The organism is Actinomyces johnsonii, assembly GCF_006546835.1.
GTDB classification, from domain to species: domain Bacteria; phylum Actinomycetota; class Actinomycetes; order Actinomycetales; family Actinomycetaceae; genus Actinomyces; species Actinomyces johnsonii.
On record NZ_VICB01000005.1, the window covers coordinates 163,995 to 183,202 of the forward strand.

A 19,208-nucleotide genomic window follows, 5' to 3' on the forward strand; every position below is an offset into this window, starting at 1 on the left:
GTACGTAGCAGACGAGTACGGGGACACGACGACTCCGAACGAGCAAGGCACCGACGGACCAAGAAAGGACGGGTACCGACATGGCTGAGATGACAGGGAAGAACACGGCGAGCACGGTCGAGGCTGCATTGAGCGACGACGGCTCCGGCCTGGTGCTCACCCGCGAGCTGGCCCGGGTCCTGGGTCAGCCGCACGCGGGCGCCGACGGCCGCCACGACGACGAGCCCTCCCCGTTCCACGACGGCGACCTGGTGGGAACCGTCAGCGCCGTGTGCACTGTCCGGCGGATGCGGCCCGATGCCGGCCCGGCGGGAGTCTCGGCGATCCACAAGGGCGCCGTCGACGGCCCGGTCGAGGTCGGTCGCACCGGGATTGTCACCGACGAGCACGGGGACAGCGCCCACCACGGCGGGACCGACAAGGCCCTCTACGCCATGAGCGCCGCCGAGCAGCGTCACTGGTCGGAGGAACTCGGTGGTATCGAGCCGGGCCGACTGGGGGAGAACCTGCTCATCGAGGGTGATATCGACGACGTCGAGATCGGGGCGATCCTGTCCATCGGCGACCCGGCCGCCGGAGGCCTGCGGGTGCGGGTGACCGGCGTGCGCAACCCGTGCGCCACCTTCGCCCGGGGCGTGGGCCGGGCCGACTGGGTGGAGGTCTTCTCCGAGCGCAACCGAGTGGGCGTCTACCTCGCGGTGCTCGCCGGGGGAGTGATCCAGGCCGGTGACGAGGTGCGCGTGATCTCCTCCCCGGGCCATCGGGTCACCTGCCGGCGCTGGTTCGCCCACCACGACCCGCGCGACGCCCAGGGGTTGCTCAACTCCGAGATCTTCGGCAACTGCGTCATCGCGCCCTTCACCAAGAAGTACGTGCGCGCCGCCGCCCACGAGCAGGTCGGCTGAAAGCACCGTGCAGTGCCGGATAGCAGCACCGGATAGACGGCATAGAAGAGTCAAGAGAAGGAAAGGACTGAAGGCCCCGCATGGCTCAGCACCATCCGCCCCGTTCCCACGCCATCCATTCGCGGGTGCGTTCCTTCTCGCGCGCCGGCGGCAGGCTGCGCCCCGTCCAGGCCGAAGCCCTGGCCGAGCTCGGGCCCCGCTACGTCGTCAACGTGCCGCGGGCCGACGCCGTGCGCACCGTGTCCCCGAGCTTCCGCCTGGAGCCGGACCGACTCTTCGGACACGTCGGGCAGGTGCGCCCCCTCATCGTCGAGGTCGGCTCGGGCAGTGGTGAGGCGCTGCTGGCTCACGCTGCCGCCCACCCGGGTGCGGACTACCTGGCGGTGGAGGTATGGGAGACCGCGATCGCCCGACTGGTGACCTCCATTCACCGGCAGGGCCTGCACAACGTGCGCGTCGTTCCCGCCGACGCCTCCCAGCTGTTGGCCACGGCCCTGCCGGTGGCCTGCGCCAGCGAGGTGTGGGTGTTCTTCCCCGACCCCTGGCGCAAGCCCCGCCACCGCAAACGCCGTCTGGTGACCACCGCCTTCGCCGACTCGGTGGCGCGCGTTCTGCGCCCCAGCGGCGTGTGGCGTCTGGCCACCGACTGGGCGGACTACGCCTGGCAGATGCGCGACGTCATCGAGGACGTCGCGGCGCTGCCCACCGGTCTGCGCCCCGACGCGACCCTGCCCTACTTCCGGCACGACGACGCCGGCGCCCGCCCCGATCTGGGGGCCGAGACCGCCGAGGAGGGGAGTCTGGGCAACGGCCTGGACCCTGGTTCCCCGGCGGGCGTGCGCGGCGGCTGGTCGCCCCGCTACGAGGGGCGGGTTATGACCCGGTTCGAGCAGCGGGGCCTGGATGCCGGGCGCACGATCCGCGACCTGACCGCCGTGCGCACCGAGGTGGCCTGGATCCCCGAACGGGGTGCCTCCATGCTGGAGCGTCTCGAGGTCGAGGGCCAGGCCTGGGACCAGCTGGAGTCCCAACCCTGGCGCCTGCGAGAGGGCCGCGGCGACGGCCTGTTGCACGCGACGGATCAGCTGTGAGCGGTGCCGCCGGGCTGCCCCGCCGCGCCTGGCTTATGGTCATCGTTGTCGGCTTCCTGGGTTTCTGCGCGGTTCTGCGGGCGCCGGTCGGGGTCATCCCGCCTCTGCTGACGCGTCTGGGGCAGGATCTGGGTATGGGGGAGGTGGCGCGCGGCGCGCTGACCTCGGTGCCGATCCTGTGCTTCGGGCTGCTCACGCCGCTGGCCTCACTCGTGGTGCGCCGCGTCGGCGTCAACGCCGCGGGTCTGCTCACCCTGGGAATGGCTCTGGCTGGGGCGCTGCTGCGCTCGGCCGGGACCACCTGGGCGGCCTTCGCCGGAACCGTCGTCATCGGGGCGGGGCTGACGGTGGGCAACCTGGTGGCTCCCATGGTCATCGGCCGCGACTTCTGGCACCGCACGGCGCTGATGACCGGCCTGTACTCCTCGACCTGCAACGTCATCGTCACGGCGGCCACGGCTCTTGCCGTGCCGCTGGCCCTCGTCATCGGCTGGCAGGGCTCGGCCGCCGCCTGGACCGCGGTCCCGGTGCTGTTGGCCGGCGTCCTGTGGCTGTGGGTCTTCCCGCCCGGCAGGCCGGCGCCCCGCCAGAGTCTGCGGGAGCGGGCGGGGATGACCTCCTGGGTGACGGAGCGGGCCCTGGCCCGGCCGACGACGTCGGCGGGCGCCGCCGTCTGGAGGCGCCCCCTGACCTGGGTGATGGCCGTGGCCTTCGCAGCCCAGACCTTCTCCTACTACGCGGTCTCGGGCTGGCTGCCTACGGCCCTTGCCGACGAGCTCGGTATGAGTGAGGCGGGCGCTGGCGCGGCCGCCTCCGTGTTCTCCCTGCTGGGGATCGTGGGGCCGCTGCTGGTCCCGGTGATGTTCGAGGCGCTGCGGTGGCCGGCGAGCCGGGTGCTCGGCGTCATCTGCGCCTGCTGGCTGACGCTGCCGGTCTGCCTCGTGGTGGCCCCCGGCTTCTGGCTGGTGCCCTGCATGCTCTCCGGCATCGCACAGGGCGCCTTCTTCGCCGCCCTGTTCACGTTGGTCATCCGCCGCTCGGAGTCTGTTGATGACAACCGCAGGACAACCGCTCTCATCCAGACAACCGGCTACTGCGTGGCCGCGGTGGGACCCGTGGTGATGGGCTGGATTCACGGGCGCAGCGGAGGCTGGGTGATTCCCTTCGCCGTGGTGACGGCGGTCCTGGTGCTCATGACCGTATGCGCCCAGATCGCGGCTCGCGCGGGTGAGCCGGCCGGAGCTGAACGCACCGTCCCGGCCGATGTCCTGGAGGGCGATGAACAGGCCGATGCTCGCGGTGGCACCGCATGAGTCCGGCCCAGCCCGTGGGCGATCCCCTGCCGGGGACGGGAGAGCTGCCGCCGCAGGTGGCCGCGCCCGCGCCAGATGGGGGCGAGCGCCCGTTCTCGGTATACCTGCACGTGCCCTACTGCCGGGTGCGCTGCGGCTACTGCGACTTCAACACCTACACGAACCTGTCCATGGGGCGGGGCGCCTCGGCCGAGGACTTCGTGGGCACACTCGCCGGCGAGCTGCGCGCTACGCGCCGCGCCATGGACGCTGCGGGTCTGCCGGTGCGCCGGGCGCAAACCGTCTTCGTGGGCGGGGGAACCCCCACCATGCTGCCCGCCTCGGACCTGGTGAGAATGCTGGACCTCGTGCGCGAGTGCTTCGGGCTCGCACCGGACGCGGAGGTGACGACAGAGGCGAACCCCGACTCCGTGGACGAGGCGGGCCTGGCGGTCCTGGCCCGCGGCGGCTTCACCCGGGTCTCCTTCGGGATGCAATCGGCCGTGCCCCACGTGCTGAAAGTCCTGGAGCGCACCCATGAGCCCGCCCGGGTGCCCCGCGTCGTCGAATGGGCGCGGCGGACAGGACTGAGTACCTCCCTGGACCTTATCTACGGGGCTCCGGGGGAGTCCCTGGAGGACTGGCAGCGCTCCCTGGACGCAGTGGCCCAGATCGGCCCCGACCACGTGAGTGCCTACGCCCTGGTCATCGAGGAAGGCACCAGGATGTGGGGACAGGTCCGTCGCGGAGAGCTGCCGATGCCCGAGGACGACGACGAGGCCACCAAGTACGAAATGGCCGACGCCGCCCTGGGGCGGGCCGGCTACGAGTGGTACGAGATCTCCAACTGGGCGTGCCCGGGCGCCCAGTGCCGCCACAACCGGGCCTACTGGCTCGACTGGGACTGGTGGGGTGCCGGACCCGGAGCCCACTCCCACCTGGGCGACGTACGCCTGTGGAATACCAAGCACCCGGTGGCTTGGGCAGGACAGATCGCCGCCGGCCGCCTGCCCGTAGCCGGACACGAGGTCATCGACGCGGGCTCGCGCGAGCTGGAGCGGATCATGCTGGGCATCCGCCTGCGTGAGGGCATCGCGCTGGCGAGTCTCGCAGACGGCCCGTCAGCGAACTCGGCCGACGGCACCGGAGCCACGCCGCCGCACCTGGTGCCCGTCGTGGCCGGTCTCGTGGCCGATGGGCTGCTCGACGCCGGCGCTGCCATGAGGGGCCGGGCGGTTCTCACCCTGCGCGGCCGCCTCATGGCCGACACTGTCACCCGCGCCCTGACCCAGTAAGTCGGCGCTCAGACACCGCAGCAGACGGGATGGCCCCAGCCCAGGGGCGGCCTGGAGTGGAGCGGTCCTTAAGAGGGCGTCTGCTCTTGAGGAGCGAATCCGTGTGCTGCGGGGCAGTTCTATCCATCACGCTGAGCGGGTGATCCAGTAAGCTGACGGTAGGTCAATACCTAGACGGAATCGAAGGGCGACGGCTGTGACAATGACACCTGACGCACAGGTCCTGCTCAAGGTGCCTGCGAATCATCTCGACCGGCCTGCTTCTGCTTTTGAGCGGTTCATTTCGCTGCCCGCCGTCCTCACTGGCGCGCGGGGCCGCGTGGCGCGTGGGGGACGTCTCCTGGTGACCACCACGGAGGTCATTTTCGAGCCTCACCCCATGAATCTCAACAGAGACCGAAGCCGGCTGCGTGTCCCCGTGGCTGAAATCCTTGCTGCACGCCCCAAGGTCTTCATCCTCCACGTCACCGTCGTCATCTCAACCGCGAGGGGAGGCGACCTGGAGTTCGTGACGTGGAGCAGGAAAAGGGTCATTGCGGCGATCCAACAGGCACGGGCCGCTCAAGGCCTGCCCCAGCTGATGCAGTGATGTTTTCGCGGTGATGTTTTCAATGTAGTGTCAGGGATTTGTGGCAAACTGGTGGAATAAATACTCCGCACCCTCCAGGTTACCCAGGCGACGGTTCCCAACCCGGTGATAACCCTCAGGCTGGGGGCGCTCCGGGTTATGGTCCGCAACCCTGCTACGGAGCTCAGCCAGGAGGTTCTCCAGGCTATGGCCCGCCGCCCGGCTACAGCTTCCAGCCCGGCACGGGTGCCGGGGGAGGCGTGCCGCCCTATCCAGGAGGTGTCATGGGCGGCGTGCCGATGAGTATCGGCGACGGTCTGTCCTGGGCCTGGTCGAAGGTCAAGGAGAATGCCCTTATTCTCGTGGTTGGAATCGGCTTGTGGAATATTCTTTCGGCGGGCGGATTCGATGCCCACTTCACGATCAATGATCAGGAGTATGGTGTCGGCCTCGGCAGCTCGGTCGGTAGCGTTGTCTCCTTCGTCGCCGGGCTGTTCGCCCCCATCGTGTGTGCCAACATGTCGCTTAAGGTTGCCTCCGGACGGCCTCTGGAATGGGGAGACCTTTTTTCTTTCCCGAACTTGGTTGCGGGTCTTCTGGCGACATTTCTAAGCACGCTTGCTATGGTTGCGGAATACTTTTGTGTGTTGTTCCGATGTTCATTGTTCTTTTCCTGTTATATTACTCCGTCTATTTCACCGTGGATAAGGGGGTGGACGGTATCGAGGGAATGAGGGCCTCATGGAACACCCTGTCCAGCCATGTCGGCGAGCTCCTCCCCTTCGCTCTGACCGGTGCCGGCCTCAGCATTGTCGGCGTCATCACGGTCTTCGGCTGGATCGTGACGATGCCGCTGGTCGTGCTTATGACCGGTTACTCCTACGTGCGCATCCAGGGCTACGACGTCATCCGTTGACTCTGCTTTCGTGCTCCGTCTGCGCCCCGCATGCTCCGGCCTACGGGGCGCAGAGTGCTTTCGAGGTCGGAAGGGCGCACCGGCTCGGCTAGAGTGAGGTCCGACGTCGGCCGTTGCCGTCATTCTCGACAACCATCTGCCCGCCCCAAGGACTTTCGTGCCATCGAGCCCCGCCGCCCCGAACCCGCGCGCCGTGGACGAGCGTCCTGCCCTCGTTCTGGCCAACCTCGGCACCCCGGCCGAACCGAGCCCCACCGCGGTCCGATTCTTCCTGCGGGAGTTCCTCTCCGACCGCCGCGTCATCGAGATGCACCCACTGCTGTGGCGTCCCGTCCTGGAGGGCGTGGTCCTACGGGTGCGTCCACGGGACTCGGCCGCCAAATACGCCACCATCTGGCGTCCCGACCAAGTGGGCCGCTCCGGTTCGCCGCTCATGCACTACAGCGAGCGCCAGGGCGAGCTGCTCCAGCATGAGCTCGGCGAATCGGTTCAGGTCCGCATCGCCATGCGTTACGGACAGCCGTCCCTGCGCCGCGTCATGGGCGATCTCATGGACACCGGTTGCCGCCGGATCGCCGTCGTCCCCCTCTACCCGCAGTACGCCGCTTCCGCGTCGGGCACCGTCATCGACGAGGTCGCCCGCTTCATCCTCGCCTCCCGCAACCAGCCCGAGCTGCGTACCATCCGCTCCTTCGAGGCCTCCCCGGCCTACATCGAAGCCCTCGCCACGGCCCTGGAGCAGCACTGGAAGATCCATGGACGTCCCGACCCTGCTGCCGGCGAGCACCTCCTTCTGTCCTTCCACTCCATCCCCCAAGCCATGCACGACGCCGGAGATCCCTACCGCACCGAGTGCGAGCGCACCGTTGAGCTCCTGACGCGCCGACTCGATCTGCCCGACGGGCTCGCCCAGCTCACCTTCCAGTCCGTCTTCGGGCCCGCCGCGTGGATCGGGCCGGCCACCATCGACACGGTCGGCGAGCTGGGGAGCGCAGGCTGCCCGCGTCTCGACGTCATCTGCCCCGGCTTCTTCTCCGACTGTCTGGAGACCCTCGAGGAGATCAACCAGCTCAACCGCGAGACCTTCACCACTGCCGGAGGCGGAAGCTTCCACTACATCCCCTGGGGCAACGACTCCGAGGGCGCCATCGCCACCCTGGCTGAACAGGCCCGAAACGTGCTGGCCGGCTGGATCTGAGCCCGGCCTGCCTCACTGCGGCATCGGCCCGGAAGGTCGGTCTCAGCACGAGAGACCACAGGCTCTCGCCGGGGAAACTGATGCCCGGGACGGTATGGTGACGTAAACAACCCCGATTCTGTGAGGAAGTCGCCGTGCATCTTGAGTGGTGGTCCGTCCTGCCCTTCGCGGGCATGCTCGCCTGTATCGCCGTCCTGCCGCTGATTCCGGCCACGGCTCACTGGTGGGAGAAGCACTCCAGCCAGCTGCTCGTCGCCGTGAGCCTGGGTGTGCCGGTGGCCGCCTGGATGTGGGTCCTCGGCGGTTGGGAGGTCGTCTTCGCCTCCGTGGTCGAGTACTTCCAGTTCATCTGCCTGCTGCTGGCCCTCTTCGTCGTCTCCGGGGGCATCTTCCTCAAGGGTGACATCCGGGCCACGCCCCGCAACAACACGATCTTCCTGGCCATCGGCGGCGTCATCGCCTCCTTCGTGGGCACCACCGGCGCCGCCATGCTCCTCATCCGGCCCCTGCTGGCGACCAACAAGGAGCGCCACTACCGGGTGCACACGGTGCTGTACACCATCTTCATCGTGGCCAACTGCGGCGGACTCCTCACACCCCTGGGGGACCCTCCCCTATTCCTGGGCTTCCTGCGCGGAGTGCCCTTCACCTGGACCTTCAACCTCCTGCGCGAGTACCTCTTCGTCAACGCCATGCTGCTGGTGAGCTACTACGCCCTGGACTCCTACTACTACTCCCAGGAGCCGGCCAAGGCCGTCCATGACGACGACACCGAGATCGAGCCCCTCGGCCTCAAGGGTTCACTCAACTTCGTCTTCTTCGCCGCCATCATCGCCGCCGTCGCCTTCGCTCCCTCCGTCGACGTCCACGCCATTGAGACCGGCCACGCCGCCCCGGGCGACTGGATCCCCGTGCGCGAGATCATCATGCTCGCCGCCGCGGCATGCTCCTACTTCCTGGGCAGCCGCGAGGTCCGCTTCAAGGACAACCAATTCACCTGGGACCCCATCGCCGAGGTCGCCATCTTGTTCATCGGCATCTTCCTCACCATGATTCCGGCCCTGCACTACCTCGACGAGGTGGCCGGCTCGCTGCCGCTCAACGAGGTCACCTTCTTCGTCTTCACCGGCGGGCTCTCCTCCGTCCTGGATAACGCCCCCACCTACGCCACTTTCTTCGAGATGGCCGGGCAGGTCGCACACCCCGGTGGGGACAACGTGGCCGGGGTCCCCGAGCTCTACCTGGTGTCCGTCTCCCTGGGAGCGGTCCTGTGCGGCGCCATCACCTACATCGGTAACGGCCCGAACTTCATGGTCAAGTCCGTGGCCGAGTCCGACGGCGTTGAGATGCCCAGCTTCGGCGGCTACGTGGGCCGCGCCATGAAGCACCTGGTGCCGGTCATCGCCGCCATGGTCCTGCTCTTCATCGCCCCGGGCATCTTGTGGAAGGTCCTGGGAGGGGCGCTCACCGCGGCGATCCTGGGGCTCGATGCCCGCCTGCTGTCCCAGTCCAGACGCCTTGTCCTGGCCGACCAGCCCGAAGGCGGCGGCGACTGACCCGGCTGCCTGCCTACTGTCTTATGGCCTGCGCGAGACGGGTTTCCTCGCGCCTTGCGCATGCGTAGCCTGAGCGCGTGCAGCTGGGACATGTGATCTACAAGGTCAACGACCTCTCTCAGGCCGTGGCCGATTTCGAGGCCAAGGGCTTCGCCGTCGAGTACGGCACCGTCAAGAGGCCGTACAACGCGCTCATCTACTTCTCCCACGGCCCCTATCTGGAACTTCTGGCGCGCACGGGAATGCCGCCGCTCCTGGGGCGCCTGCTCTCGCTGGGACCGCGCGGGGGAGTCGCCCGCCGCTTCCTGTCCTGGGATCGCGGCCCCGAGGGCTTGTGCGGCCTGTGCCTGGAGGGCGACAACTCCGAGCTGGAGGAGGGGATGGCTCTGCTGAACGGCAAAGGCCTGCGCATCAAGACCAAGCGTGTGGACCCCCGTGGGCGGGAGTTGCGCTATGAGGTCTTCTTTCCCCACGACGTCGACCTGCCGTTCCTCATGAGCCACTTCAGCACCGAGCCCAGGCCTCAGGAGTTCACCCACCCCAACGGGATCGGCTCCATCGCCCGCGTCGCCTATCCGCTGCCCGTGCACAAGCGGGGCACCGTCCTCAGGCTGGGCGACGACCAGCAGCTCGAGCTCGTGGAGCCCGGTCAGGCTATCAAGGTGACCTTCGACGACGACAGCGTCCTATGAAAACCCCTGTGAGTGGACTGCGGTCAGAGTCTTGAAGGGCCTCAGCGCGTGCCCGGGGCGGTGACGAAATCGATGAGCTCCTCCATGCGGCCCAGCAGGCTCGGCTCGAGGTCCTTGTAGGAGCGAACCGTGGCCAGGATGCGCTGCCAGCCCCGGGCGACGTCGGCCTGCGTGGCGTGCGGCCAGCCCAGGGCCTCCAGCGTCCCGTGCTTGATATCGATGCCCCGCGGAACCTCCGGCCAGTGCTCCAGGCCCACCCGGGCTGGCTTGACCGCCTGCCACACGTCCACGTACGGGTGCCCCAGGACCAGCACGTTCTCCCCGCCGGGCATTTCGGCCACCCGCTGGGCGATCCGCGACTCCTTGGAACCGGCCACCAGGTGGTCCACCAGGACTCCCGCTCGCCGTTCGGGTCCCGGGCCGAAGTCGGCCATGACCTCCTCGAGGTTGTCGACGCCGTCGAGCATGAGGACCACGACGCCCTCGTGGCGCAGGTCGTCGCCCCACACCTTCTCCACCAGCTCGGCGTCGTGCTTGCCCTCCACCCAGATGCGTGAGGCGCGCGCCACTTTTGCCCGCTCGCCCTCGACGGCGTAGGAGCCCGACGCCGTCAACCGTCTCCCTGCGGCGCTGACCGGGCCGGCGGGCTCGCGCTTGCGCGCCACGGGCGGATCCAGGATGACGGGGCGGCCATCGATCCAGAACCCGGGTCCCAGGGCGAAACCGCGTCGCGTGCCGTGACGGTCCTCCAGGACCACGACGTGCTGGCCACCGGACTTCTCCACCGCCACCGCGGCGCCGACGAAACCGGTCTGCCGGTCCTCGACCACCAGGCCCGGCGTCACAGGCACATGCACTGACTCCGGGCGCACGGCGCTGGGGCCCGTGCGGTGCGGGTTCACCGACAGGACGTCCCCGCCGTAGCGGTCGCTCGACGAGGGCCGCCGGGCAGCAGGCCCGGTCCCATTCACAGCCGCACCGCGAGCCACAGGCGCCATGCGGGAGCGCGAGCCGGCCGGGGCGTCCTGCGCCTGCTGCCGCTGCTCGGCCTCGGCACGCGCCCTCAGAGCGGCGCGGCGGGCGGCGGTCGAACCGGGAACGGGGGAGCGGTACGGGGCGGGCGTGTTCACCCTCGGCACGGTAGGGGAAACTCACGGCCTTGCGGCGTTGGACCCGCCGGACCACGGCGTAGGATGGCACTCACGCGGGGTGAGTGCTAATCGCTCGCCGGCTCGCACCGGCGTGCGGGCGGCAGTGCACCAGCACCGCGCCCGCAGCGGCATCGATCGTGTCCCGGCACTGACGAGGGAGAGGAGGACCCATGGCCAACGACCGACGTCTCAAGGTCCTGTCCGCCATCGTCACCGACTACGTGCGCACCCGCGAGCCCGTGGGTTCCAAGGCCCTCGTGGAGCGCTACCGCCTGGGTGTGTCCCCTGCCACCATCCGCAACGACATGGCCGCCCTGGAGGATGAGGGCTACATCCATCAGCCGCACACGTCGGCCGGACGCGTGCCCACCCAGAAGGGCTACCGGCTCTTCGTCGACGAGGTCGCCCGCATCAAGCCCCTGTCCGCCCCCGAGCGCGCCGCCATCACCGCGCTCCTGTCCGGAGCGGTCGACCTGGAGCAAGTCGTGGCCCGCACGGTGCGGGCCCTGGCCCAGCTGACCGGCCAGCTCGCCGTCGTCGAGTACCCCAGCCTCAGATACGCTGCCCTCCAGCACCTCGAGCTCGTCGCCCTGGGACCCGAGCGCATCCTGCTGGTCATCATCACTGATACCGGACGCGTCGACCAGCGCACCGTGACCCTCAGGACCCGGACCGCCGCGGGTAACCGCCGCGACGGGGGTTTCGACGTCACCGACGTCGTCGACCCCCTCGTCCTGGAACGCCTGCGCACCCGCCTCAATGGAGCCCTCGTGGGCAATCGGGCCGCTGACGTCGGCCCCATCCTGGCCGCCCTGGCCGAGCAGGCCACCGCCGACGAACGCCACCTACTCGATGCCGTGGCCGACGAACTCATCGCCGCGCTGCGCCCCGACGCCGAGGAGCGGCTCGTCGTCGCCGGAACCGCGAACCTGGCCCGCTCCACCCCGGACTTCTCCTCCCTGGGGCCGCTCCTGGACGCCATCGAGGAACAGGTGGTGCTGTTGCGGCTGTTCACCGCCGATGACGCCCCGACCGGTGAGAACCGGATGCGCGTGAGCATCGGCTCGGAGAACAACGATGACGCCCTGGCCGAGGCCTCCGTCGTCACCACCACCTACGGGCCGGGGAGCGGCGAGGCCGTCGCCCACCTCGGCGTCATCGGCCCCACCCGCATGGACTACCCGGCCACCATGACCGCTGTGAGGGCCGTGGCCCGCTACCTGTCCAGGTTCCTGTCACCACCGGAGACGTGAGGGCCGGTCGGAGCGAACCCGCCGGCGGAGTCATTCAGTCAGGCGCTTCACCACACATTCCCAGACATCCACCGCAAAAGTCGTAGCCGTAAAGGAAGAACGCAGTGAGCAACTACTACGAGGTCCTCGGCGTCAGCCGCGACGCCACCTCCGAGGAGATCAAGAGGGCCTACCGCAAGAAGGCCCGCCAGTTGCATCCCGACGTCGCCGGTCCCGGCCACGAGGATGAGTTCAAGGAGGTCTCCACCGCCTACGAGGTCCTCTCCGACGCCGACAAGCGCCAGATGTACGACCTGGGCGGCGAGGACGCGGTGCGTGGCGGGGGAGGCTTCGGCGGAGGGTTCGCCGGCGCCGACTTCGGCGACCTGGGCGGCATCTTCCAATCCTTCTTCGGCGGGGGAGCGGCCAGCCGCGGACCGGCCTCCCGGGCCCGGCGCGGCCAGGACTCCCTCGTGGCCGTGGACGTGGAGCTCTCCGACGTCGCGTTCGGGGCGACCCGCTCCATCCCGATCGATACCTACGCCACCTGCACCGCTTGCGGGGGCTCGTGCTGTGCGCCCGGCACCGAGCCGGTCACCTGCTCGCAGTGCAACGGCGTCGGCAACGTCCAGCGCATGACCCGCACCCTGCTGGGGCAGGTAATGACCTCCTCGCCGTGCCCGGGCTGCCAAGGCTACGGCACCGTCATCGTCACCCCCTGCAAGGACTGCTCCGGCGAGGGCCGCACCCGCGTGCGCCAGGACCTGGAGGTCTCCATCCCGGCCGGGGTGTCCACCGGAACCCGCATCCGCATGTCCGGGCGCGGCGAGGCCGGCCCGGCCGGCGGCCCCAACGGCGACCTCTACCTGGAGATCCACGAGAAGCCGCACGAGTTCCTCGAGCGCGACGGTGACGACCTCTACACCGAGCTGCGCGTGCCCATGACCGCGGCCGCCCTGGGCGCCGTATTCCCCCTGCAGACACTCGACGGCGAGCAGAACGTCACCGTCAAGGCCGGCAGCCAGCCCGGGGATGAGGTCGTGCTCGACGGTCTGGGCGTGGGGCGTCTGCGCCGCAAGGGCCGCGGGGACCTGCACGTGTCCATCGTCGTGGAGACCCCCACGCGCCTGGACGACCGTCAGCGCGAGCTGCTGGCCGAGCTGGCCCGCCTGCGCGGGGAGGATGACGTCGAGCCCGTGCGCGACTCCAGCGTTATGGGCAAGCTCAAGGAGCGCTTCTCCGGGCGCTGAGGACACGGCCCGCAGCCCGGTTTCCTGCCTGCGGCTACTTGGTCTGAGGGGACTCGGGCCAGTAGTGGGAGTCCGGGGTGGCCCGGGCCCCGAAGATCGCCTGCCCCACGCGCACGCAGGTGGAGCCGCCCTCGATGGCGGCCTCGAAGTCGCCGCTCATCCCCATGGACAGCAGCCCGTCGCCGACGGTGCCGGCCTGGAGGGCGGCGTCGCGCAGCTGGCGCATGATGCGGAAGCACTCGCGCACCCGCGCCGCGTCGTCGGTGTGGGCGGCGAGCGTCATGAGCCCGCGCACCCGCAGCGAGGAGTAGGACGGCAGCGCGGCGAGGAAGGCGGCGACGTCGGCCGGTTCCAGCCCGAACTTGCTGGGCTCGCCCGAGGAGTTGACCTGCACGTAGACGTCCAGGCTTCGCCCATTCGCCTGGAGACGGCGGTCGAGGGTCTCGGCCAGGCGCAGGGAGTCCAGTGCCTGGAACTCGTCGGCGAAGGCGGCCACGTTCTTGGCCTTGTTGGTCTGCAGGTGGCCGATGACCGACCAGGAGATGCCCAGATCCGCCAGGTTCTCGCTTTTGCGCTGGGCTTCTTGGACCTTGTTCTCCCCCATCTGGGTGATGCCCGCGGTGAAGGCAGTGCGCAGGCGCTCCTCGGGGACCGTCTTGGAGACCGGCAGCAGACGGATCTCGGCGGCATCCCGGCCGGCGCGCTCGGCGGCGGCGTCGATCCGGGCGCGGATGGCGGCCAGATTGCGGTGGAAGTCCTCCACCGTGACGGCGGTGGTATATGCGGGTGCCGAAGTGGTGGGCGGGGACTGCGGGCAGCGGGAGGCGGCTGAGGGATCGGTCATGTTATCCGACGCTAGCACCGGCAGCGGCCGCCGGTTCGACACCGCCCGTAGGCTGGGGGCGTGACCGCACCCGTCTTCCTCTTCACCCCCAAGACCATCGAACCCGCCGACGCCCCCGCGTCGGCCCAGCCCGGGACCATTCTCATGCTCACCGGACCCGAGGCCCGCCACGCCGTAACCGTGCGGCGCCTGCGCTCCGAGGAACACGTGGACCTCGTTGACGGAACCGGCCTACGCTTGATGTGCGAGGTGACCGGGGCCGGCGTCGGCGGGGCCAAGGATCGTCTGGCCGTGCGGGTCCTGCAACGGATCGAGGAGCCGGCGCCTCCGCTGCGGCTCACCCTCGTCCAGGCTCTGGCCAAGGGCGGGCGCGATGAGCAGGCCGTCGAGACCGCCACCGAGGTCGGGGCGGAGCTGGTTCTTCCCTGGCAGTCCGAGCGCTGCGTGTCCGTGTGGCAGGGGGTCAAGCAGGCCAAGGGGCGCCAGCGCTGGCAGGCCACGGCGCTCCAGGCCGCCAAGCAAGCCCGGCGCGCCCGCGTTCCCGAGGTCGAGGAGGTCCGGGACACCCGGGCGCTGGTCGACTGGGTAGGGAAGACGGTCCAGAACGGGGGAGTGGTGCTGGTCCTGCACGAGGAGGCGGGCACACCGATCAGCACCGCGATGGAGTCCATGCGCCTGCCCGCCCCGGGGGCGGCGCCGCTGGTGCTGGCCGTCGTTGTTGGCCCCGAGGGCGGTATCAGCCCCGAGGAGACGGCGGCCCTGGAGGCTGCCGGGGCGATGACGGTGCGGCTGGGCCCCCACGTCATGCGCACCGCCTCAGCCGGCCCCGTCGCCCTGGCCGTCCTCGCCCACACCAGCGGGCTGTGGGAGTGAGACGAGCGAGTGCGTTGCTCGAGTCCTGACCAAGGAATGGAGTAAGCCGTCTTCACAAGAGTATGACTGGCATACATACTGTAAGTATGAATAGCATGACGACGATCAAGGTGGAGCGCAGCACGAGGGACGGCTTGCGGGCCCTGGCGTCAGAGCGCGGGGTGACCATGGATGCCGCGCTCAAGGAGCTGCTTGAGGAGGCGGCACGTGACCGGCGCTTCGCCGAGGTGCGGCGTGCAATGGAGGCTCATCCGCCGGACGAGACCTATCTCAAGGAGCTCCGTGAGTGGGAGTCGGAAGCATGGAGCTAGATGCCTCGGTTGACGCGGGCGAGGCATGGTGGGCACTTCCCGATCCTGCTGTCGGGCGAGAGCAATCCGGGCGTCGCCCAGTTCTCATTGTGTCGAATGAACGATTCCATCGAACGGTGACGACGCTTGTCGTTGTGGTTCCTGTGACAACGAAGGATCGGGGCTGGCCGAATCACGTGGAGCTCAATGCGGGAGCAGGAATGAAACAGCGGTCGTTTGCCATGACCGAACAGGTTCGCACGATCTCACGTCAGCGTCTCACCAAGAAGATCGGAGTCGTGGAGGAGTCCGTCCTTCAGAACGTGCGCGAATGGCTGGTCGACTACATCAGATAGCACGCGCTGAGAGGTCGCAGGAATAATGAAGTTGGCGGCACCCGTCTGCGTGCGGAGGGCCGCGCGGCGGATGGGAGGCGTAGAGCGGCTGCTTCCCAACGGCGCGGCTTACGGGCATGCTCTGACTATGAGCGAGACGAGTGAGCGATGAGCCCGAGGGGGCGGCGGCCAGCGGGGAGCCCGGACACGCGCGAGGCCATCCTGGCGGCGGCCCGCACCGCCTTCGCCCGCGACGGCTACCAGACCTCCCTGCGTGGCATCGCGCGCGACGCCGGCGTTGACCCGGCCCTGGTCCACCACTACTTCCCGGACCGGGCCACGCTCTTCGCCAAGGCCGTCATCGAGTCGACCGCCGGGGTCGACGCCAACCTCATGCACCGGGCGGCCTCCATCACTGAGCTCGAGCCCGAACAGCTGGGGGAGGGGATCGTGCGTGCCTTCATCGGCCTGTGGGATGACGCGGGTGCGGACCGCTTCACCGCAGTCATCCATGCCGCGCTCGGCCAGGGGAGCGATGTCGAGCCCTTCCGCGACTTCATCGCCACAGGGGTTCTTTCTCCGATCGTCACCCACTTCTGCCCCGACCGCCCCCAGCTGCGCGCCCAGCTCATCGCCAGCCAGATCATCGGGCTCGGCCTGGCTCGCTGGGTCGCCCGCATGGACCACATCGCCAGCCTCGATGTTGAAGCCGTTGTTGCGCTCGTGGCCCCCACCATCCAGCGCTACGCCTTCGACGACCTACCGGACGTCGCCAATCCAGCCTGATCGCTGAGATCGGTTGAGGTCTCCAGCCGAGTTTTGTCCATATGGGACGACTTTGAAGCCGCGTTTCCGGCTTGGAACCAAGCTAAGCCACTCTGACCTGCACAGATGTGAACTGTCCTGGCTGAAGAGGTGTTCAAAGTCGTCCCATACGGACAGTTTTCCAGCTCCAGGCTCTGGACAGCGGGTCGCTGTCGACCTATATTCATCACATGATGAAAAGCGATGAAGGAGACGCGCCCCGGGAGTCGGGGGTCAGCAGCCGATCGCACGACTCAGGCTCAAACTCCGCAGCTGCAACCGGCTCAACGTCTTTGGCCGTCACTGCGAAGGACCTGCGCGTGAACCGCGGGCGCAAGGAGATCCTCCACGGCCTGGACCTGAACCTGGAGTCCGGTACCATCACCGGCCTGCTCGGCCCCTCGGGCTGCGGCAAGACCACCCTCATGCGCACCATCGTCGGCGTCCAGCGCTACCGCGGACAGGTCGAGGTCCTCGGGCACGCACCGGGCGCCGGCGCCGTGCGCGGTCGGGTTGGCTACGTCACCCAGGACCAGGCCGTCTACACCGACCTGACGGCCCGCCAAAACCTGCGCTACTTCGCCTCCCTGGCCGGCAGCCGGGCCCGCGACCTGGACGAGGTCCTTGACGTTGTCGGGCTCACCGCCCTGGCGGACCGGGCCGTGTCCACCTACTCCGGTGGCGAGGCCGGGCGCGTGAGCCTGGCCTGCGCGCTCGTGGCCGACCCCGACCTGCTCGTCATGGATGAACCCACCGTCGGCCTGGACCCGGTCACCCGCGAGGAGTTGTGGGTCACCTTCCACGCCCTGGCCGAGCGCGGCGCCACCCTCCTGGTCTCCAGCCACGTCATGGACGAGGCCTTCCGCTGCGATCAGGTCCTCCTCATGCGCCAGGGCCGCATCCTGGCCACCACCACGGCCAAGGACCTCCTGGACAGCACCGGAGCGGACACCGTCGACGCCGCCTTCCTGGCCGTCATCGCCGACTCCGAGAGCCGGCCTGAGCAGAAAGGAGGGCAGCGCTGATGCGTCTGCGCACCTACCTGGCCACCACCCGCCGCATCCTCACCCAGCTGCGCGCCGACCGGCGCACGGTCGGCCTCATCGCGATCGTGCCGGCGGCGCTGCTGACCCTGCTGTACTTCGTCTACCGCGACTACCCCGGTGCGGACCTGCTGTTCAACCACATCGCCGTCTCCATGATGGCGATCCTGCCGACAACGGTCATGTTCCTGGTCACCAGCGTCGCCATGCTGCGCGAACGCGTGAGCGGCACCCTGGAGCGGCTGTGGACCACCCCGATCCACCGGGCCGACCTCCTGTTCGGATACGCCACCGCCTTCGCGCTGACCGCCGTCATCCAGTCCCTCATCCTGTGCGCTGTGGCCGCCTGGGGCCTGGACGTGGACATCTCCGCCGCCTGGGGGTGGGTGGTGCTCACCGCCCTGGTCGACGCCTTCGTCGGGGTGTCCTTGGGGCTGCTGGTCTCGGCTTTCGCACGCACCGAGTTCCAGGCCGTCCAGTTCATGCCGGTGGTCATCGCGCCCCAGCTGTTCCTGTGCGGGCTCCTGGTCAGCCGCGACCAGCTGCCGCGCGCCCTGGAGGTGGTCGGCGATGCCCTGCCCATGAGCTGGGCGGTCGACGCCGTCACCGAGCTCACGACGGCCAGCGAACCCTCCGACGATTTCTTCCGATACCTGGCCTATCTGGTCTGCTTCGGCCTGTTGGTGCTGGGAGTGGCGGCCTCCACCGTGCCGCGCAAGACCCGCTGAACCGGGAGGGGTCAGCAACGGCGGGCGCGAGGGTGAGGACTGTCGCGCCCGCCGTGCGGTGGTACCGGGTGGGGTTAGGGTTGCCTTATGTGGATTGTCTTCGCCTGCGGCTCAGCGCTTTTTGCCGGCATCACCGCCGTCCTGGCCAAGGAGGGGATCCGCACCACGGACTCGACCGTGGCGACGGCGCTGCGCACTATTGTGGTGCTGGCGGGTGCCTGGGGCATGGTGTTCATCGTCGGCTCGCAGGCCGAACTGGCCCACCTCGATGCCCGCAGCACCGGCTTGCTGGTGCTCTCGGGGCTGGCAACCGGGGCCTCCTGGCTGTGCTACTTCAAGGCGCTCCAGCTCGGCAGCGTCAGCAAAGTGGTGCCGATCGACAAGCTGAGCACAGTGCTGACAGTGCTGCTGGCCCTCATCTTCCTGGGGGAGCGGGTGAGCCTCATTGGTGCGCTCGGAGTGGCTCTGATCGCTGTCGGGACGTTGTTGATGCTCGACGCCGATGACCTGCGCGGCCTGCCCCGGGCCGTGCGCGACGGCGGGGGCTGGCTGCTCTACGCACTCGGCTCAGCCTTCTTCGCCGCGCTCACCGCGATCCTCGGAAAGGCCGGCATTAGGGGAGTGGAGTCCAACCTCGGTACCGCGATCCGCACCGGGGTGGTCCTGGTGATGGCCTGGGTGATGGTGGCCGTCACCGGCAAGCTCCGGGAGGTCCGTACTGTTCCGCGTGGGGAACTAGGCTTCGTCCTGGCCTCCGGGGCTGCGACCTGTGCCTCCTGGCTCTGCTACTACCGGGCACTTCAGGACGGCCCGGCCAGCGTGGTCGTCCCCATCGACAAGCTGAGCGTCCTGGTCACCGTCCTCTTCTCCGCCCTCGTCCTGCGCGAAGCCGTCAGCAGGCGGTACCTCATCGGTCTGGCGCTCCTCGTCGGCGGGACTCTTGCCATGCTGGTCTCCTGAGCGCTGCTCACCAGACGGCATGGTGTCCGACGCACCTGGACTACTCAGTAGGACGTTCGTGCTTGGCGTCTCCACTTGGATTCTTAGTGCTTCGTCTTGGTGCCCTGACTTAGTGACTTAGTGCTCCGGTTCGGCGTCCTAGTGCCTAGTTTGGCGCCTTGACAAACCGACTTAGTGACTCGACT

Annotated in this window: 21 protein-coding genes; 19 read left to right on the forward strand and 2 right to left on the reverse strand. The window is 68.8% G+C overall.

Going from position 1 to position 19,208, the window contains the following annotated elements; genetic code table 11:
• The first annotated feature begins 80 nt into the window (after positions 1-80).
• From FK256_RS05480 to FK256_RS05520, 10 genes are all read left to right on the forward strand, one after another.
• The gene (locus FK256_RS05480) at positions 81-905 is read left to right on the forward strand and encodes an MOSC domain-containing protein (RefSeq protein ID WP_101560266.1); all 825 of its coding nucleotides are present in this window, start codon (positions 81-83) and stop codon (positions 903-905) included.
• Positions 906-985: 80 nt separating this feature from the next.
• Positions 986-1,996, forward strand: coding sequence for a tRNA (guanosine(46)-N7)-methyltransferase TrmB (gene trmB, locus FK256_RS05485; protein WP_076136521.1), 1,011 nt, complete (start codon positions 986-988; stop codon positions 1,994-1,996).
• Positions 1,993-3,309, forward strand: a complete 1,317-nt coding sequence (locus FK256_RS05490; RefSeq protein ID WP_141423989.1) for an MFS transporter — start codon at positions 1,993-1,995, stop codon at positions 3,307-3,309. Before trmB ends, FK256_RS05490 begins: the two co-directional genes overlap by 4 nt.
• On the forward strand, positions 3,306-4,583 hold the full coding sequence (gene hemW / locus FK256_RS05495; protein ID WP_141423990.1) for a radical SAM family heme chaperone HemW: 1,278 nt from the start codon (positions 3,306-3,308) through the stop codon (positions 4,581-4,583). The genes FK256_RS05490 and hemW overlap by 4 nt, the downstream gene beginning before the upstream one ends.
• A 343-nt stretch (positions 4,584-4,926) precedes the next feature.
• The gene (locus tag FK256_RS05500; RefSeq protein WP_244936172.1) at positions 4,927-5,172 is read left to right on the forward strand and encodes a hypothetical protein; all 246 of its coding nucleotides are present in this window, start codon (positions 4,927-4,929) and stop codon (positions 5,170-5,172) included.
• Between the two features lie 263 nt (positions 5,173-5,435).
• A complete protein-coding gene (locus tag FK256_RS05505) occupies positions 5,436-5,885 on the forward strand; it encodes a hypothetical protein (RefSeq protein WP_244936173.1) in 450 nt (149 codons plus the stop codon).
• Positions 5,882-6,067 carry a hypothetical protein gene (locus FK256_RS14560; protein WP_244936175.1) on the forward strand — a complete coding sequence of 62 codons (186 nt, stop codon included), beginning with the start codon at positions 5,882-5,884 and terminating at the stop codon, positions 6,065-6,067. Before FK256_RS05505 ends, FK256_RS14560 begins: the two co-directional genes overlap by 4 nt.
• Positions 6,068-6,224: 157 nt before the next feature.
• Positions 6,225-7,265 (forward strand): ferrochelatase, encoded by a 1,041-nt coding sequence (hemH, locus tag FK256_RS05510; protein WP_141423991.1) that lies wholly within the window; start codon positions 6,225-6,227, stop codon positions 7,263-7,265.
• A gap of 134 nt (positions 7,266-7,399) precedes the next feature.
• Complete coding sequence (locus tag FK256_RS05515) at positions 7,400-8,821, forward strand: sodium:proton antiporter (protein WP_141423992.1); 1,422 nt, start codon at positions 7,400-7,402, stop codon at positions 8,819-8,821.
• 77 nt (positions 8,822-8,898) lie between these two features.
• Positions 8,899-9,513, forward strand: coding sequence for a VOC family protein (locus tag FK256_RS05520; RefSeq protein ID WP_141423993.1), 615 nt, complete (start codon positions 8,899-8,901; stop codon positions 9,511-9,513).
• A 41-nt stretch (positions 9,514-9,554) separates the two neighbouring features.
• On the opposite strand, the gene FK256_RS05525 is transcribed toward FK256_RS05520, so the two are convergent.
• Entirely contained in the window at positions 9,555-10,652 is a 1,098-nt protein-coding gene (locus FK256_RS05525) for a DUF3097 domain-containing protein (protein ID WP_141423994.1), read from the reverse strand.
• A gap of 182 nt (positions 10,653-10,834) precedes the next feature.
• Here FK256_RS05525 and hrcA point away from each other — a divergent pair, with 182 nt between their 5' ends.
• Together hrcA and dnaJ are read left to right on the forward strand one after the other, a co-directional pair.
• A complete protein-coding gene (gene hrcA, locus FK256_RS05530; RefSeq protein ID WP_021605974.1) occupies positions 10,835-11,917 on the forward strand; it encodes a heat-inducible transcriptional repressor HrcA in 1,083 nt (360 codons plus the stop codon).
• 104 nt (positions 11,918-12,021) lie between these two features.
• Positions 12,022-13,146: a molecular chaperone DnaJ gene (gene dnaJ / locus FK256_RS05535; protein ID WP_021605975.1), complete on the forward strand. Its 1,125-nt coding sequence runs from the start codon at positions 12,022-12,024 to the stop codon at positions 13,144-13,146.
• Between the two features lie 34 nt (positions 13,147-13,180).
• On the opposite strand, the gene FK256_RS05540 is transcribed toward dnaJ, so the two are convergent.
• Positions 13,181-13,990: a YggS family pyridoxal phosphate-dependent enzyme gene (locus FK256_RS05540; protein WP_141423995.1), complete on the reverse strand. Its 810-nt coding sequence runs from the start codon at positions 13,988-13,990 to the stop codon at positions 13,181-13,183.
• Positions 13,991-14,050: 60 nt separating this feature from the next.
• On the opposite strand from FK256_RS05540, the gene FK256_RS05545 reads away from it, so the two are divergent.
• The 7 genes from FK256_RS05545 to FK256_RS05575 all read left to right on the forward strand — a co-directional run bounded on the left by FK256_RS05545 (position 14,051) and on the right by FK256_RS05575 (position 19,023).
• Complete coding sequence (locus tag FK256_RS05545) at positions 14,051-14,863, forward strand: 16S rRNA (uracil(1498)-N(3))-methyltransferase (protein ID WP_141423996.1); 813 nt, start codon at positions 14,051-14,053, stop codon at positions 14,861-14,863.
• A gap of 86 nt (positions 14,864-14,949) precedes the next feature.
• The gene (locus FK256_RS05550; RefSeq protein WP_021605979.1) at positions 14,950-15,174 is read left to right on the forward strand and encodes a hypothetical protein; all 225 of its coding nucleotides are present in this window, start codon (positions 14,950-14,952) and stop codon (positions 15,172-15,174) included.
• Positions 15,165-15,509: a type II toxin-antitoxin system PemK/MazF family toxin gene (locus FK256_RS05555; RefSeq protein ID WP_231681138.1), complete on the forward strand. Its 345-nt coding sequence runs from the start codon at positions 15,165-15,167 to the stop codon at positions 15,507-15,509. Before FK256_RS05550 ends, FK256_RS05555 begins: the two co-directional genes overlap by 10 nt.
• Before the next feature lie 147 nt (positions 15,510-15,656).
• Positions 15,657-16,274, forward strand: a complete 618-nt coding sequence (locus FK256_RS05560; RefSeq protein ID WP_141423997.1) for a TetR/AcrR family transcriptional regulator — start codon at positions 15,657-15,659, stop codon at positions 16,272-16,274.
• A 209-nt stretch (positions 16,275-16,483) separates the two neighbouring features.
• Positions 16,484-17,317 (forward strand): ABC transporter ATP-binding protein, encoded by an 834-nt coding sequence (locus FK256_RS05565; RefSeq protein WP_244936177.1) that lies wholly within the window; start codon positions 16,484-16,486, stop codon positions 17,315-17,317.
• The gene (locus FK256_RS05570; protein ID WP_141423999.1) at positions 17,317-18,063 is read left to right on the forward strand and encodes an ABC transporter permease; all 747 of its coding nucleotides are present in this window, start codon (positions 17,317-17,319) and stop codon (positions 18,061-18,063) included. The genes FK256_RS05565 and FK256_RS05570 overlap by 1 nt, the downstream gene beginning before the upstream one ends.
• Before the next feature lie 87 nt (positions 18,064-18,150).
• The gene (locus tag FK256_RS05575) at positions 18,151-19,023 is read left to right on the forward strand and encodes an EamA family transporter (RefSeq protein WP_141424000.1); all 873 of its coding nucleotides are present in this window, start codon (positions 18,151-18,153) and stop codon (positions 19,021-19,023) included.
• The last annotated feature ends 185 nt before the right edge of the window (positions 19,024-19,208 follow it).